This is a genomic window from Streptomyces sp. NPDC006393, assembly GCF_040628575.1.
In the GTDB taxonomy this organism is placed as follows: domain Bacteria; phylum Actinomycetota; class Actinomycetes; order Streptomycetales; family Streptomycetaceae; genus Streptomyces.
The window spans coordinates 1-15878 of the sequence record NZ_JBEXZD010000150.1 but is presented as its reverse complement, the minus strand read 5'-3'; the positions used below and the strand labels follow the sequence as shown (position 1 = coordinate 15878).

The following is a 15878-nucleotide window of genomic DNA, read 5'->3' as shown; positions in this document are numbered from 1 at the left end:
ATGTGCGACCGCATCTACACGATGGCCGCGGGCCGCCTGACCGGCGAGGTGCCGCGCGCCGAGGCGACGCAGGAGTCTCTGATGCGCCTGATGACGAAGGACAAAGAGGTAGCGCGATGAGTACGGACGTGACGAAGACCCCGGCAGCGGCGCCGCCGGGCAAGGGCGGGGCCGCGGTCGCGGAGGGCGGGCTGCTGCAGCTCGTCGTGGACGGTCTGCGCCGCAACATGCGCCAGTACGGCATGCTGATCGCGCTCGGGCTGCTCATCGTGGTGTTCGCCGTGTGGACCGACGGCACCCTGGTCACCCCGCACAACGTCTCCAACCTGGTACTGCAGAACGCCTATGTGCTGATCCTCGCGATCGGCATGATGCTGGTGATCATCGCGGGCCACATCGACCTGTCCGTCGGGTCGCTGACGGCGTTCGTGGGGTCGACGGCCGCGGTGCTCATGGTCAACAACGACGTCTCCTGGCCGATCGCCCTGATCGTGTGCCTGGTGATGGGCGGTGCGGCCGGTGCCTTGCAGGGCTGGCTGATCGCGTACGGCGGCATACCGTCCTTCATCGTGACGCTGGCCGGCATGCTGGTGTGGCGCGGACTCACGGAGATCCTGCTCAAGGGGCAGACCCTCGGCCCCTTCCCGTCCAGCATCGGCGACCTGGGCAACGGCTTCCTGCCGGAGGTCGGCCCGAACACCAACTACCACAACCTGACGCTGCTGTTCGGCATCCTGCTCGCCGTGGCCGTGGCCTGGCAGGAGGTGCGCGACCGGCGCAGGCAGCGGGAGTTCTCCCTCGATGTGGTTCCCCGCAATCTGTTCATCCTGAAGCTGATCGCGATCGTCGCGGCCATCGCCGTGGTGACGCTGCTCCTGGCCAGCTACAAGGGTGTGCCGATCGTGCTGCTGATCCTCGGCGCCCTGGTGGTCGGCTACGGCTATCTGATGCGCAACTCCGTCTTCGGCCGCCACATCTACGCCATCGGCGGCAACCTGCCGGCGGCGAAGCTCTCCGGCGTCAAGGACAAGAAGGTCACCTTCTACGTCTTCCTGAACATGGGCGTGCTCGCGGCCCTGGCCGGTCTGGTGGTCGCGGCCCGGCTGAACGCCGCCTCGCCGAAGGCGGGCCTCAACTTCGAACTCGAGGCGATCGCCGCGTCGTTCATCGGCGGCGCGTCCATGAGCGGCGGTGTCGGTACCGTGCTCGGCGCGATCATCGGCGGTCTCGTCCTCGGCGTGCTGAACAACGGCATGAACCTGCTGGGTGTCGGCTCCGACTGGCAGTCGGTGATCAAGGGCCTGGCCCTGCTCGCCGCAGTCGGCTTCGACGTCTGGAACAAGCGCAGGGGCGGGCGCTAGTACCGCACGGCACCCGCTCGTACGAAACGCACGACCGGTCCACGGGGCTGACCGCTCGCCCCGTGGACCGGGCCCTCACCGCACCTTCGTCGACTGGAGAGCCACCTCATGACTACGAGCAGACGCGCCGTCCTCGCAGGAGCCGCCGCCGCGGGCATCGCGATGACGGCCGCGGGCACGGCTTCGGCCCACGACCGCAGGGCCCCTTCCAAGGAGCTGTTCGGCACACTCGCCGACGGCACGAAGGTCCACCGCTGGTCGCTGGCGAACGGCGGCACCCGGCTGAAGGTCCTCTCCTACGGCGGCATCGTCCAGTCGCTGGAGATCCCGGACCGCCACGGCCGGTACGCCAACGTCTCCCTGGGCTACGACAACCTGGAGGCGTACGTCAAGGGCACCACCTTCTTCGGTGCCACCATCGGCCGCTACGGCAACCGCATCGCCAAGGGCCGCTTCACCCTGGACGGCAAGGCCTACCAGCTCTCCGTCAACGACGGCGAGAACAGCCTGCACGGCGGCGCGCAGGGCTTCAACACCAAGGTGTGGGACATCGAGCCCTTCACCTCCGGCTCGGACGTCGGCCTGCGGATGTACTACACGAGCGCCGACGGCGAGATGGGCTACCCCGGCACGCTCCGGGCGAAGGTGACGTACACGCTCACCCGGAACGGCGACTGGCGCATCGACTACGAGGCCACCACCGACAAGGCGACCGTCGTCAACCTCACCAACCACACCTACTACAACCTGGCGGGCGAGGGCAGCGGCACCATCTACGACCACGAGCTGTGGCTGGCCGCCGGCCGGTACACCCCCACCGACTCGGGTCTGATCCCCACCGGCGAGCTGGCCCGGGTGGCGGGCACCCCCTTCGACTTCACCCGGGGCAAGCCGATCGGCCGGGACATCCGCGTCGGCCACCCGCAGCTGGTCACCGCCAAGGGCTTCGACCACAACTTCGTCCTCGACAAGGGCGTGACCGCGGCCCCGGTGCACGTGGTCACCCTGCGCGACCCGGAGTCCGGCCGCACCCTGAGGATCTCCACCGACCAGCCCGGCGTGCAGTTCTACTCCGGCAACTTCCTCGACGGCACCCTGGTCGGCCCCGCCGGTCACACCTACCGTCAGGGCGACGGCCTGGCCCTGGAGACCCAGCACTTCCCGGACTCCCCGAACCAGGCGGGCTTCCCGTCGACCGTGCTGCGTCCGGGCCAGACGTACCGGTCGACGACCGTCCACTCGTTCGACGCCTGACCAGGGTCAAGTCGCCCTCGTACCTCCTGCGTTGAACGGCACCGTCCGGACCACCGTATGTAAGGGCGGCCCGTGCTCCCCCGCACGGGCCACCCACGGACGGAGGTTCTCTTGGCCGGCAACGTCACCTCGCTCTTCCGCGGCCCGTCGGCGCACAGCCCCTCGATGGCGGCGCTGACGCGTGCGGGCGGCGACGGGGAGGGCGGCCCGGTCGACTTCTGCATACCGTGCAACCCGTACTTCCCCACGCCCGCCATGTTCCAGGAGATGGCGGCCGGGCTGCGCGAGATCCTCACGTACTACCCGAGCGGCGCCGAGACGATCACGGCGGAACTGTGCGACCTGCTCCAGCTCCCCCCGCAGTGCGTCGCCATGGGCAACGGCTCCACCGAGCTGATCACCTGGATCGACCACCTTCTGGTCCGCGAGTCCCTCGCCGTCCCCGTCCCCACCTTCGGCCGCTGGACCGACCAGCCGATGGAGACCGGCAAGCGGGTCGACATGTTCCCGCTCCAGGAGGCCGGCGGCTTCGCCCTGGACCTGGCGGGCTACGCCGAGTTCATCCGCAGGCGCGGCACCCGGGTCGCGGTCGTGTGCAACCCGAACAACCCCGACGGCGGCTTCCTGCACAAGCAGGCACTGGTGCAGTTCATGGACGCCCTGGCCGACCTGGACCTGCTGGTGATCGACGAGTCCTTCCTGGAGTTCGCCGACGCCGAGGCCGAGCCCAGCGTGGTCCAGGAGGCCATGCTGCGCCCCAACGTGATCGTCCTGCGCAGCCTCGGCAAGAACTTCGGGCTGCACGGCATCCGCTTCGGCTACCTGGTGGCGAACCCTGCCCTGGCCGGCCGCGTCCGCGCCGCGCTGCCCAAGTGGAACCTCAACTCCTTCGCCGAACACGTCGTCTTCATGCTGAGGGAGCACGGCGCCGAGTACCGGCAGAGCCTTCAGCAGGTGCGCCGCGACCGCCTGGAGATGGCCGGCCACCTCTCCACGCTGCCCGGTCTGACGGTGTACCCGTCCCAGGGCAACTTCCTCTTCGTACGCCTTCCCGTGGGCGCCGAAGGGACCGTGGTCCGCGACCGGCTGCTCACCGAGCACCGGATCCTGGTCCGCGAGTGCGGCAACAAGATCGGTTCCTCCAGCCGCTTCCTGCGGCTCGTGGTGCGCCCCGAGGTGGACGTGCGTCGCCTGGTGTCCGCCCTTGAACAGGTGCTCTACGGGACCAGGAGGGGAGCCGCCGTACCCGAGCGGGCCACCGGGACCGGCTACAGCTCGGGTACGGCGGCGGTGGACCGGCTGATGAGCCAGACCAACGGGTCCGGCGCGCGGCTCGCCGCTCAGGCCGCCGCCGGACCCGTCCCGGCCGTCGGCACCGGCATGCCGCTCCCCGCCGCCGTGCCCGCCGCACCCGCGGCGGGGCCGGGCGTCGGGATGCCGATGCCGGCGGCAGCCCAGGCCGCAGCGATCCAGCCCCCGCTGCCGGCGGCTCCGCTGCCGACAGCTCCCGCACCGGCCCCCGCACCCGCACCGATGCCCACGCCGACCCAGATCCCGGTACCGGTACCGGTACCGGTCCCCGCGCCCGTGCCCGCCCCCGCCCCCACGCCTTTCCCCGCACCGGCTCCGGCACCGGCGGCCACCTCCATGCCCGTGCCCGCCGCGACGCCGTTTCCCGCCGCCACGCCGTTCCCGGCCCCGGCGGCGGCCGGTCCGACCCCGCCCGGTGTTCCGGCCCGGGGCGGCCTGACCGCCGCCCAGGTACGCGGTATGACGGCCCCGGCCACCGCCCCCGGCCTGGCCCCCGCACCCGCGACCGGCTGGCCCGGCGCGCAGAGCCGGCCGACCGACCGGAGCTGGCCGGACGCGGCCGGGATGGGCCAGGCGGGCTAGGCGGGCCAAGGGCCTCAGGCGTCCCCGGCCAACGGCCTCACGGGCATACGGGCTCACGGACTCACGGAACGTACTCCACCTTCACCGGCGCGGTGTTGTTCCGCTGGTCCGGGTCGACGGACGGGTCGGAGTGGGCCGTGACGCTGCCGCGCGCTCCCTCGACGCGCCTGTCGATGCGGACGCGCATCACCGTGCCGGGCGGCTCCGGGCCGGGGCAGACGGCGCGGCCCTCCTTGTCCGGGTCCGGGTAGCAGTAGGGGATGTCGCTCGAGTGGGACTCGGGGGGTACGTCGATCAGGGTGACGCCCTGGGGGAGGGTCACCAGGAGACTGCCCGACCGGCCGGGCGGGGTCCAGCCGTCACCCATGGGGTAGGGGACGGTGATCTCGAGCACCTGCCCGACCTTGCCCTTGATGGTGAAGCCGACGGCCTCCACGTCGTCCTTCTGCGTGGTCTCGAACGACAGCCTCCCACCCGCGAACTCGCTGCGCCGCAGGTCCACACCGGTGAACGCGCTGCCGTCGACGGGCCGCAGCCGCAGGGGAGCCCCGCTGCCGCGCGGGGCGGACGCGGGCAGCCGTGACAGCACGTCGCCGGTGCGTGCCTCCGGGCCGGCGATGGCCGTGACCGGGCCGTCGGTCTCGTACGCCGCCCCCGCGGGCAGCGACCCGGAAAGGTCGCACCAGGCGAAGGTGGCGGCGCCGGTCGCCTTGTTTTGACTTGCTCCTCGGGCTGAAGCCCGAGGATTCTGGCCTTCCGGTCCGGTACTCGTGTCGCTACGCGGCACGGACCCCGGTTTGGATTCCGTGGCTTCCTGCTTCACCGCGCTGTGCCGGAACATGTTCCGGTCTTACCTGCGCTCCACAGGCTGTCACCGCCAGTCCGGCGGCCTTGATGTTCTTCGCGGCGTTGTGGTCCCGGTCGTGGACCGTGCCGCAGGCCGGGCAGGTCCACTCCCGCACCTTGAGGGGTTTAGGACCACCTGGGTGGCCGCAAGCCGAGCACACCTGGCTGGTGGGCTCGAAGCGGCCGACCTTGACGAGGGTGCGCCCGTACCGGGCGGCCTTGTAGGCGAGCATGTTCACGAACTGGGACCAGCCCGCATCGTGCACGCTTTTGGCCAGCCGGGTGCGCGCCAGTCCGCTGACCGCCAGGTCTTCCACGGCGACCGTTTGGTTTTCACGGATCACTTTGGTGGAGAGCTGGTGGTGGAACTCGCGGCGCGCGTCGGTGACCTTGGCATGAGCTCGGGCGACCTTCAGGCAGGCCTTTTCCCGGTTCTTCGATCCCTTCTGCTTGCGGGACAACTCCCGTTGGGCCTTCTTGAGTTTCTTCTCCGCGCGGCGCAGGAACCGCGGGGAATCGATCTTCGTGCCGTCGGACAGCACCGCGAAGTGGGTCAGACCCAGGTCGATGCCCACGGCCTGGTCGGAGTCGGGCATGCGGGCTGCGTCGGCGGCCGGTTCGGTGTCGATGACGAAGGAGGCGAAGTACCGGCCCGCCGCGTCCTTGATCACGGTGACACTGGACGGCACACACGGCAAAGACCGTGACCACCTGATGCGCACCTCACCGATCTTCGGCAGGCTCAGCCGGCCGACCTCGGTGATCTTCCAGCGGGCGTTCGCGGTGAACCGGACCGCTTGCCTGTCGTCCTTGCGGGACTTGAACCGCGGAGCACCCAGCTTCGGACCCCTGCGCTCGCCCTTGAGGGAGGCGAAGAAGTTCCGGTATGCACTCTCCGCGTCCCGCAGCGCCTGTTGCAGGACCACCGCGGAGACCTCGCCCAGCCAGTGCCGCTCGCGCGTCTTCTTCGCCTCGGTGACCAGCGCCCTGGACAGGACGGCAGCGGTGGGAAACGGCTCACCGGCCGCCCGGGCCCGCTCCCGCGCCGCGATCGCGTCGTTGTACACCACCCGCGCGCACCCGAACGCCCGGGCCAGCGCGATGCGCTGACCAGGCGACGGTTCGAGACGGAAGGCATACCGAAGCTGCATGATCCGGACGCTAGCACCCGTCACCGACAGTCCGGAGCGAATCAGCCGAATCCAGCTCCGCTGGAACGATCGGGAGACGTGGAGCGTCGCAACCGCCCGATCCGCCAGACCCCCAGGGTCAACGTCGGTGCACCGCGATTGCATCATGTGGCCTCCGGGGCCATGGAGAATGGCGCCAGCGCACGCCGTAAGATCCGCCCGGGAGGCACACCTTTGGCGCTCAGCAGACGTACATTCGGCGCCCTCGCCGGCACTGCCGCGCTCGGTCTGGCCCTGGGCGGCAGCGGCGGGCCGGCGGCGCCGTCGGCCTACGCGGCGCGCGAGGTGCCCACGGGCCCGCCGCCGCCGGCGCCGAGCGCCGACGGGCGGCGCCACACCGTCGGGTTCGACCACTACTCGCTGCTGGTGGACGGCCGGCGGCTGGTGCTGTGGTCCGGCGAGATGCACCCCTTCCGGCTGCCCAGCCCCTCGCTGTGGCGGGACGTCCTCCAGAAGATGCGCGCCCACGGCCACAACGCCGTCAGCATCCACGTGTCCTGGAACTACCACTCCCCCGCCCCCGGCCGGTACGACTTCACCGGGGTCCGGGACCTGGACCTGTTCCTGCGCACCGCCGCCGAGACCGGGCTGTACGTCGTCCTGCGCCCCGGGCCCTACATCGGCGCCGAGATCGACGGCGGCGGCTTCCCCGGCTGGCTCGCCACCACCGGGGGCAGGGCGCGGACCGCCGACCCGGCCTACCTGAAGCACGTCGACGAGTGGCTGACCCACGTCGACGCCATCGCCGCCCGGCACCTGTTCACCCGGGGCCGCGGCACGGTCCTGCTCTACCAGATCGAGAACGAGTACGACGCGTACGTCCACGACGCCACCGGCCGCGCCTACATGTCCCACCTGTACAAGAAGGTGCGCGCCGACGGCATCGACGTCCCCCTCTTCCACAACGACAAGTCCAGGAACGGCTACTGGACGCCGGGGACCTTCGACACCGGCGGGGAGAAGGGGCGGTGGCTGTACGGGTTCGACGGGTACCCGTCTCCGTCGACGACCCCGCCCGACTGGGGGAGGTTCGGCGGGGGAGGAAGGACCGGCGGAGCCACCGCCAGTCCCCGCACACCCGGCTTCGTGCCGGAGTCCGGGGGCGGCTGGTCCGACCCGTGGGGCGGGCACTGGTCCAAGGGCGAGGGCTACGAGGCGTCCCGGCGCACCCGCGACGCGGCGTACGAGCGGCGCTTCCACCTGACCAACCTCGCCAACGGCATCACCCTGCACAACGTCTACATGACCTTCGGCGGCACCTCCTGGGGCTGGCTGCCCGCGCCGGTCGTCTACACGTCGTACGACTACGGGGCCGCCTTCACCGAGGGACGACAGCCCACCGACAAGCTCGTGCCGATGCACCAGATCGGGCACATGCTCCAGCGCGTCCCGGACTTCGCCAAGCTGGACCGGGCGCAGGACGTCAAGGCGGCCGGGCTGACCACCTACCACCTGAAGAACCCGGACACGGACGCGCACGTCTATGTGCTGCGCAACGACGGCGACAAGGAGGTGTCGTCCACGCTGCGCGCCGGCGGCGAGGACCTTCCGGTGACCGTGCCGGGCCGGGACGCCCGGCTGCTGGTGGCCGGGCTGTCGCTGGGGCGGCGCAGGGTGCGGTACGCCACCGCACAGCCGATGCTGTTCCAGGCCGCCGGGCGGCAGGACGTCGCCGTGTTCTGCGGCCGGCGCGGCGACATGGCGCGCGTGGTCCTCGAGTGCGACGAGGAGCCGCTGGTCACCCGGATGAGCCAGCAGGCCGCGTACGTCCACGACCGGGGCCTGCTGCGGGTGACGGTCCCGCTGGGCGCGGGCGGGCTGATCGGGGTCCGGGTGGAGGGCGGCGACGGGGTCGACCGGCCGCTGCTGCTGCTCTTCGCCGACGAGACGACCTCCCTGCGCCTGTGGCCCTACGACACCCCGTCCGGGTCCCTGCTGGTGTACGGCCCGAAGCTGCTGCGCACCGCCGCCCTGTCCGGCTCCACCGTTCATCTGACCGGTGACACGGTGGAGGCGACCGGCCTGGAGGTATGGGGGCCGCGGGGCATCGACGGTGTGACGTGGAACGGCCGGGCGGTGCGCACGAGTGCCACCGGCTCGGGCAGCCTGCGTGCCGCCGCCCCGCTGGCCGGTGTGCCGAAGGTGGAGCTGCCCGCGCTCGGCGGCTGGCGGATGCGCACGGAGAACCCGGAGGCCGGGCCGAGCTTCGACGACTCCGCCTGGCAGGTCGCCGGCAGGACCGCCTCGCACAGCACCACCGCCGTCCCCGCGGGGCAGCCGGTGCTGTTCGCCGACGACTACGGCTTCCACTACGGGGACGTCTGGTACCGGGGCACCTTCACGGACGCCACCGGCGTCGAGTCGGTCTCCCTCGCCCACAGCACCGGCACCCAGGGGCTGCTGATGGCGTGGCTGGACGGGGAGCCGCTGGGCACGCACCGGATGCCGGTGCCGGACGGCGGCACGATCCGCCGGGGCACGTGGACGGACACGGCCGTCCTCCCGGTGCCGCGGCGGCTGCGCACCGGCGGCCGGCACGTGCTGTCGGTGCTGGTGCGGCGGATGGCGCACGACCAGGACGGCAAGGCGCAGGACACGCACAAGGCGGCACGCGGGCTGACCGCGGTCACCTTCACCGGGGGCTCGCCCCGGGTGCGGTGGCGCGTCCAGGGCGAGGCCGCGCCCGACCCCGTGCGCGGCCCGCTGAACAACGGCGGCCTGTACGGGGAACGGGAGGGCTGGCACCTGCCCGGCTTCCCGGACGGCGACTGGGAGCCGGTCGCCTTCCCGCGGGCCGTGCGGCGGCAGGGGGTGACCTGGTACCGGACCACCTTCGAGCTGGCGGTGGACCCGGGCGTGGACGCGTCGGTCGGACTCACCCTGGACGACGACCCGAACCGGGCCTGGCGGGCGCAGATCTTCCTGAACGGCTGGAACATGGGCCAGTACATCAACGACGTCGGCCCGCAGCACACCTTCGTCCTGCCGGGCGGCATCCTGCGCACCCGCGGCACCAACACCCTGGCCCTGGCGGTGCTGTCGGAGCTGACCACGCTGTCGGGTCCGGGGCAGGTACGGCTGACGCTGCTGGGCAGCGCGGCCGGAGGAGTGCCGGTGACACCGGTGCCCTCCCCCGGCCGCTGAGCCGCGAGGCCCGAGGACCGGGGTCCGTCACGCGAGGCGGATCATGTTCCAGGACAGCGGTTCCAGGGTCGCCGAGAGGGTGCCGGCGGTGAGGGCGGTGCCCTCCACCGGGTGCGGGGCGACGCGCCCGGGGTCGGTGAGGGTGTTGCGGGCGTCGGGGTCGGCGTCCGCGAGGGCGCTGTGCTCGACGACCCCGGTCAGGTCCAGGCCGGCCAGGGCGACCTCCAGGGGCAGGGGCTCGGTGCGGGAGCGGTTGACCGCGAAGACGGTCACCGTGCCGTCCTCGGCGCGCACCGCGGTGGCGTGCAGCAGGTCCGTCTCGCCGTACTTGTCCGTCCGGTACGTCGGCGAGTCCACACGCACGTCGAGGACCTGGCCGCGGCCGTACTTCGAGGCCTGCGCGAACGGGAAGAACGTGGTCTGCCGCCAGGCCGGGCCGCCCGGCTCGGTCATGATCGGTGCGATGACGTTGACGAGTTGGGCCAGGCAGGCGACGGTCACACGGTCGGCGTGCCGGAGCAGGGCGATGAGCAGGGAGCCGAAGACGACGGCGTCCAGGACGCTGTAGTTGTCCTCCAGCAGGCGGGGGGCCTCGGGCCAGTCCAGCGCGCTGACCTGGGCGTCCGTCCGGGACATGTACCAGACGTTCCACTCGTCGAAGGAGAGGTTGATCCTCTTCTTCGACTTCAGCCGGGCGCCCACGTGGTCGCAGGTGGCGACGACGTTCTCGATGAAGGACTCCATGTCGACGGCGGAGGCGAGGAAGGAGTCGATGTCGCCGTCGAGCGGCTCGTAGTAGGCGTGCAGCGAGATGTGGTCGACGAGGTCGTACGTCTCCTGGAGGACGGTGGCCTCCCACTCGGCGAAGGTGGCCATGGACTGGCCGGAGGAGCCGCAGGCGACGAGTTCGACGTCCGGGTCGATCTGGCGCATCGCACGGGCGGTCTCGGCGGCGAGGCGGCCGTACTCGGCGGCGGTCTTGTGACCGGTCTGCCAGGGGCCGTCCATCTCGTTGCCCAGGCACCACAGACGGATGCCGAAGGGGTCCTTGTCGCCGTGCGCGATGCGCAGGTCCGACAGCGCGGTGCCGGAGGGGTGGTTGGCGTACTCCTGGAGTTCCAGGGCCTCGGCGACGCCGCGGGTGCCGAGGTTGACGGCCATCATGGGCTCGGCCTGCGGGCCGATCTTCTTCAGGAAGGCGATGTACTCGGACAGGCCGAAGCGGTTGGTCTCCGTGGAGCGCCAGGCCAGGTCGAGGCGGCGGGGGCGCTCATCGACGGGGCCGACGGAGTCCTCCCACTTGTACCCGGAGACGAAGTTGCCGCCGGGGTAGCGGACGGCGGTGACGCCGAGTTCACGGACCAGGTCCAGCACGTCGGTACGCAGGCCGGAGGCGTCGGCGGTGGGGTGGTCCGGTTCGAAGACGCCGGTGTAGACACAGCGGCCGAGGTGCTCGACGAAGGAGCCGAAGAGGCGGGGGTCGACCGTGCCGACGGTGAAGGCGGGGTCGAGGGTGAAACGGGCGGAGCGCATGGGTTCCCTTCGAGGAAGAGGGTGCGGTGGTGGGATCGTGGGGCTGAGGCTGCCGGGCTGAGGCCTTGGGGCTGAGGCGCTGGTGTTGTGGGGCTACTCGAGGGTGGGCCAGCCGTCCTTGGACCACACCAGCCGGTTCAGCCCCAGCTTGGGCGCGCCGTCGTCCTCGGCGTCGTAGTAGTGGTACGCCAGCCAGTCCTGGCCGCCGTCGCGGAAGACCGACTCGCCTCCGGTGCCCGCGTAACGGCCGTGCCCGGCCAGCAGCAGGTCGCCGCCGCCCTCCAGCAGGGGCTTGCCGGTGCTGTCGGTGTAGGGGCCGGTCACCGACGTGGAGCGGCCGACGCGGATCTTGTAGGTGGAGTTCACGCCGGCGCAGCAGGCGTCGTAGGAGGCGAAGAGGTAGTAGTAGCGGCCGTGCCGGACGACGTACGGGCCTTCGACCGCGTACGGGGCGTCGGGGCGGGTGGCCAGATGGTGGACCTCGGCGCCGGGGACCGCCTTGCCGGTGTCCGGGTCGAGTTCCACCATGCGGATGCCGGTCCAGTAGGAGCCGAAGGTCATCCACAGCTTGCCGTCGGCCCGCGTGACCGCGGGGTCGATGGCGTTCCAGGCGTCGGTCGTCTCGGAGGTGAACACCTTGCCGTGGTCGCTCCAGCTGCCGGGCAGGCCGGTGGGGGAGGTGGCGACGCCGATCGCCTCCTGGGTTGCGCCCCAGGAGGAGACGGCGGCGTAGTAGAGCCATTGACGTCCTCGCCTGCCCGAGAGCCGACGATTCCGGCCTGCACCACTTCGTGGTGCATCCGCGGGTTCCTGCTTCATTGGCCCCTGCCACGCCTTACGCGTGGTCTTACACGGGCCTCCACCGGCCTGACTTCCCGCCCGTCCGGCGGTAGGTCCGCCAACGCAATTGGCGGACAAAGTGACTTTAGCAGTGGTGCTACGCCTCGATGAGCCGCCGACGCCTCGACGGCCTAGAGCTACACCCGGAAGAGTGAAGCGTCTCAATGCGGACTCTCCTGGACAGGGTTGGTTCACTGGCCGGCGAGGCCGGTGTGGGCGACGCCCGCGACGATCTGGCGCTGGAAGAAGACGAAGACGACGATCAGCGGCAGGCCGGCCATGAGACCGCCGGCCATGAGCTGGGCCCACTGGATGCCGTAGGAGTTCATGACGGTCGCGATGCCGTTCGGCATGGTCATCAGGTCGGGGTTGTTGGTGACCATGTAGGGCCACAGGAAGTTGTTCCAGCTGGCGATGAAGGTGAAGATGCCGACCGCGGCCAGGGAGGGGCGGGACAGCGGCAGGACGATGGTGAAGAAGACCCGCCAGCGGCCGGCGCCGTCGATGAACGCGGCCTCCTCCAGTTCGCGCGGGATGCCCTGGAAGAACTTGTAGAGGATGTAGACCATCGCGGCGGGCGCGCACTGCGGCAGGATCATGCCCCAGTAGGTGTCGACCATGCCCATCTGCTGCACGGTGGTGAACAGCGGCACGCCGAGCACCGCCGGGGAGATCATCAGGCCCGCCATGACGACGCCCATCAGCACGGACTTGCCGCGGAACTCGGTGCGGGCGAAGCCGTATCCGGCCAGGGCGCTGACCAGCAGCACGACCGTCGTCACACAGACCGACACGACGAGCGAGTTCACGAACCAGTCGGTGATGTTGCCGGTGTCGAAGAGGGCCTTCCAGGCCTGGCCCGTCCAGGACTTCGGCAGCCAGTGCGGCGGTATCTCGGCCGCCTCGGCCTCGGACTTGAGGGAGGTGAACAGGGCCGCGGCGATGGGCGCCACGAAGACGGCGGAGACGACGGCGCCGAGCGCGGTCAGCACGATCTGGCCGGCCGTCCAGGGCCTGCGGGGCTTGAGCCGTATCTGGGTGCTGCTCATCGGGTGCCCTCCTCACGGGTGCGCAGCAGCCACATCCGCGCCAGGGCGACGACTGCGATGAGCACGAAGAAGATGATGGAGATCGCGGAGGCGTAGCCCACGCGGTAGCTGGTGAAACCCTGTTCGAGGGTGTACTGGACGAAGGAGCGGGTGCTGAGCTCCGGTCCGGGACCGAAGTCCATCATCACCACGGCCTGGTCGAACAGTTGCAGCGAGGCGAGGATCTGGAGCGCGACGACCAGGCCGGTGATGTTGCGCAGCATCGGCAGGGTGATGTGCACCATGCGGTGCCATGCGTTCGCCCCGTCCAGCTTGGCTGCCTCGTAGAGGTGGGCGGGGATGCCCTGGAGGGCGGCGAGATAGAGCAGGAAGGAGAAGCCGACCGTCCACCACAGGGTCTCGATGACGACGGCGAGCATGGCGTACGACTTGTCGGTCAGCCAGGGGGTGTCGATGCCGAGGGTCTGGTTGAACAGGCCGATGCCCTGGGTGAACAGCCACTGCCACATGTTGGCCGCGACCGTCGACGGCAGCAGGAACGGCGCGAAGAAGCACAGCCGCCACAGCCACTTGCCGCGTTCGATGTGGTGGGCGAGCATCGCGAGCAGGAAGGCGAGGACGGTGATGCAGGGGACGACGAGGAGGGTGAAGTAGGCGCTGTGGCCGAGCGCCTGCCACATCGCCGAGTCGTTCAGCGCCTCGCGGTAGTTGTCGAGGCCGATGAAGCTCGCGCCGTCGCCGGAGATGTTGGCGTCCGTGAAGCTGAGGTAGACGCCGCGCAGCAGCGGCCAGATCACGAACAGCGCGAAGAGGGCCAGGAACGGGGCGACGAACCAGCCCCCGTGCTGGAAGCCCTGCTTGCGGCGGACGGTCGCGGTGGCCGTGGCGGTCCTCGCCCGGGCCGGCGCGACGACGGTCTCAGCACTGGTCGTCATGCGACCGCACCTCCCTGCGCGGCGGTCTTGCCGTCCATCGGGTTCCTCGAGGCGAGGAGCGTGGTGAGCCGGTCCTTCAGCCGCCGTGCGGCGGCGGCCGGCCTGGCGGAGCCCATCGTCGAGGAGACGACGATCGGGCCGAGGTCCTGGGCGAGGATGCCGGTGGAGCCCGCGAACCACACCTTCGGCTCGGTGGCCTGGTGGTCCATGGCGCTCACGTACTCGTTCTGCGGGGTGAGCTTCTTGTACGCCTCGGTGGACAGGGTCGGCGTGTAGGCGGGGATGTGGCCGCCGGCCGCCCACTGCAGGGCGTGCCGGACGACGTAGGCGGCGAGCCGGTGCGCGGCCTCGTCGGTGGCGCCGCCGCGGCCGGCCTGGTGGGGCAGGACGAAGGAGTGGGACTCGGCGTGGGTGGCCTGCTTGCCGAAGACGGGCGGCAGCGGGGTGGCGCCGTAGTCGAGCTCGGCGCCGGAGAAGACCGGCACCGACCAGTTGCCCTCCCACGTGAAGGGGGCGCCGTTGATGAACTGTTCGCCGGTGGGGGCGCCGGGGATGACATAGCCGTCGGTGACGTGCTGCCGGAGGAACTCCAGGACCTGGGTGGCCTTGTCGGCGTCGAAGGTGACCTCGGTCTTGGCGTCGTTGAACCAGGTGCCGCCGAGCTGGGTGTAGAAGGCGACGAAGAACCACCACTGGAAGTTCTGGTCGTTGGTCCACAGGCCGATGGTCTGAAGGCCCTTCTTCTGGACCTTTCTGGCCCTCTTCAGCACGTCGAACCACTCGGTGGTGGAGGTGACCGGGATCATCCGGCCGTCGTCGCCGAGCAGGTCCGCCTTCTTCAGCACGTCCTTGCGGTAGAAGCAGAGCTGGACGTGGATGTCGAGGGGCAGGGCGTAGAGCGTGCCGTCGATGACGCCGCGGTTCCACAGGGCGGGGTTGTAGTCCTCCTTGCGTACGCCGTACTTGGCGAGGAGGTCCATGTCCCACGGGTCGAGGAGCCGCCCCGGCGAGAAGCCCGCGACCCGGCCGAGGTGCATGACACCGAGGTCCGGTGCGCGGTTGCCGGCGGCGGCCATGGCGAGCTTGGTGTAGTAGGGGTTGCCCCACTGGAGGGTGGAGTCCTTGACCGCGATGCCGGGGTTCGCCTCACGGAAGGCGTCCAGCATGGCGATCATGTTGGAACCGTCGCCGCCGCTGAAGAGGTTCCAGTAGCGCACGCGGGTGCGCGCGCCGGAGGCGAGTGCGTCGGCGCCCGTGCCGAGGGCGGCGAAGCCGAAGCTGCCCGCGACGGCCAGGCCGCCCGCGGTGGCCAGAAGTTGCCTGCGATTCAGGCCAGGTCGTCCCATTGCCTGCCCTTACGTTTCGAGGGTGGGGTGCCCTGTGCCGCGGCGCCGTTCGGTGTCCTCGACGCCCAGCGGTGTTCGATATCTCGAATGCTGCTCGTAAGCTCGAACGGGACCGTAAAGTCGAAGCGCTTGCGCGTCAATGGGTCCGGCAGGACTTTCGAGCAGCTGTGCGCCTCGGGGACCGGCGGCGCTCCGCACCGGTCGTTTCCGGCCGTTCTGAGATCGTTCCCGGTTGAACCACGTCCATCGGGGCGCATGACGTGGACACTTACGTCCACGTAGGCTCGGACGACCGTCCGGCTGGGGGCCGTGCCAGCGAAGACCGACAAGGGGACGAGGAGTGACCGGTGCGTAGGAAAAGGGAGATGCGGCGGCTCGCCGACATTCTCATCGACCCGATCCAGGTGCCGGTGCCCGCCGACCCCGAGGCGCTGTTCACCGCGCTCGTCGACTCGGTCGCCGCGTGGCGGGGCCGTCCGGTCGTCGT

General features: G+C 70.6%; 10 protein-coding genes and 2 pseudogenes. 5 read left to right on the top strand and 7 right to left on the bottom strand.

Annotated features, from left to right (window positions below):
- The first annotated feature begins 116 nt into the window (after window positions 1-116).
- The 3 genes from mmsB (at window position 117) to ABZ484_RS35770 (ending at window position 4508) form a co-directional block, all read left to right on the top strand.
- Entirely contained in the window at window positions 117-1361 is a 1245-nt protein-coding gene (gene mmsB / locus ABZ484_RS35780) for a multiple monosaccharide ABC transporter permease (protein WP_358870137.1), read from the top strand.
- Between the two features lie 108 nt (window positions 1362-1469).
- Window positions 1470-2615: an aldose epimerase family protein gene (locus ABZ484_RS35775; protein WP_358870136.1), complete on the top strand. Its 1146-nt coding sequence runs from the start codon at window positions 1470-1472 to the stop codon at window positions 2613-2615.
- 111 nt (window positions 2616-2726) lie between these two features.
- A complete protein-coding gene (locus ABZ484_RS35770) occupies window positions 2727-4508 on the top strand; it encodes a histidinol-phosphate transaminase (RefSeq protein ID WP_358870135.1) in 1782 nt (593 codons plus the stop codon).
- Window positions 4509-4569: 61 nt separating this feature from the next.
- On the opposite strand, the gene ABZ484_RS35765 is transcribed toward ABZ484_RS35770, so the two are convergent.
- Together ABZ484_RS35765 and ABZ484_RS35760 are read right to left on the bottom strand one after the other, a co-directional pair.
- Entirely contained in the window at window positions 4570-5295 is a 726-nt protein-coding gene (locus ABZ484_RS35765) for a hypothetical protein (protein ID WP_358870134.1), read from the bottom strand.
- The gene (locus ABZ484_RS35760; RefSeq protein WP_358870133.1) at window positions 5285-6505 is read right to left on the bottom strand and encodes an RNA-guided endonuclease TnpB family protein; all 1221 of its coding nucleotides are present in this window, start codon (window positions 6503-6505) and stop codon (window positions 5285-5287) included. Before ABZ484_RS35760 ends, ABZ484_RS35765 begins: the two co-directional genes overlap by 11 nt.
- A gap of 213 nt (window positions 6506-6718) precedes the next feature.
- Here ABZ484_RS35760 and ABZ484_RS35755 point away from each other — a divergent pair, with 213 nt between their 5' ends.
- Window positions 6719-9688 carry a beta-galactosidase gene (locus tag ABZ484_RS35755; RefSeq protein WP_358870132.1) on the top strand — a complete coding sequence of 990 codons (2970 nt, stop codon included), beginning with the start codon at window positions 6719-6721 and terminating at the stop codon, window positions 9686-9688.
- A 27-nt stretch (window positions 9689-9715) separates the two neighbouring features.
- On the opposite strand, the gene ABZ484_RS35750 is transcribed toward ABZ484_RS35755, so the two are convergent.
- From ABZ484_RS35750 to ABZ484_RS35730, 5 genes and pseudogenes are all read right to left on the bottom strand, one after another.
- The gene (locus ABZ484_RS35750; protein WP_358870131.1) at window positions 9716-11221 is read right to left on the bottom strand and encodes an alpha-N-arabinofuranosidase; all 1506 of its coding nucleotides are present in this window, start codon (window positions 11219-11221) and stop codon (window positions 9716-9718) included.
- Window positions 11222-11314: 93 nt separating this feature from the next.
- Window positions 11315-11986, bottom strand: a pseudogene (locus ABZ484_RS35745) (arabinan endo-1,5-alpha-L-arabinosidase); the annotation flags it as partial.
- A gap of 266 nt (window positions 11987-12252) precedes the next feature.
- Complete coding sequence (locus ABZ484_RS35740) at window positions 12253-13110, bottom strand: carbohydrate ABC transporter permease (protein ID WP_358870130.1); 858 nt, start codon at window positions 13108-13110, stop codon at window positions 12253-12255.
- Window positions 13107-14045: a sugar ABC transporter permease gene (locus ABZ484_RS35735; RefSeq protein ID WP_358870129.1), complete on the bottom strand. Its 939-nt coding sequence runs from the start codon at window positions 14043-14045 to the stop codon at window positions 13107-13109. The genes ABZ484_RS35740 and ABZ484_RS35735 overlap by 4 nt, the downstream gene beginning before the upstream one ends.
- Window positions 14042-15391: an extracellular solute-binding protein gene (locus tag ABZ484_RS35730; RefSeq protein ID WP_358870128.1), complete on the bottom strand. Its 1350-nt coding sequence runs from the start codon at window positions 15389-15391 to the stop codon at window positions 14042-14044. Before ABZ484_RS35730 ends, ABZ484_RS35735 begins: the two co-directional genes overlap by 4 nt.
- Before the next feature lie 347 nt (window positions 15392-15738).
- Between ABZ484_RS35730 and ABZ484_RS35725 the strand changes: the two are divergent.
- A pseudogene (locus ABZ484_RS35725) lies at window positions 15739-15878 on the top strand (toxin); the annotation flags it as partial.

What these genes read in the sequence shown, in the direction of transcription:
- mmsB (WP_358870137.1), top strand. Translation starts at nt 117, where the DNA reads ATGAGTACGGACGTGACGAAGACCCCGGCAGCGGCGCCGCCGGGCAAG.
- ABZ484_RS35775 (WP_358870136.1), top strand. Translation starts at nt 1,470, where the DNA reads ATGACTACGAGCAGACGCGCCGTCCTCGCAGGAGCCGCCGCCGCGGGC.
- ABZ484_RS35760 (WP_358870133.1), bottom strand. Translation starts at nt 6,505, where the DNA reads ATGCAGCTTCGGTATGCCTTCCGTCTCGAACCGTCGCCTGGTCAGCGC.
- ABZ484_RS35750 (WP_358870131.1), bottom strand. Translation starts at nt 11,221, where the DNA reads ATGCGCTCCGCCCGTTTCACCCTCGACCCCGCCTTCACCGTCGGCACG.
- ABZ484_RS35740 (WP_358870130.1), bottom strand. Translation starts at nt 13,110, where the DNA reads ATGAGCAGCACCCAGATACGGCTCAAGCCCCGCAGGCCCTGGACGGCC.
- ABZ484_RS35735 (WP_358870129.1), bottom strand. Translation starts at nt 14,045, where the DNA reads ATGACGACCAGTGCTGAGACCGTCGTCGCGCCGGCCCGGGCGAGGACC.
- ABZ484_RS35730 (WP_358870128.1), bottom strand. Translation starts at nt 15,391, where the DNA reads ATGGGACGACCTGGCCTGAATCGCAGGCAACTTCTGGCCACCGCGGGC.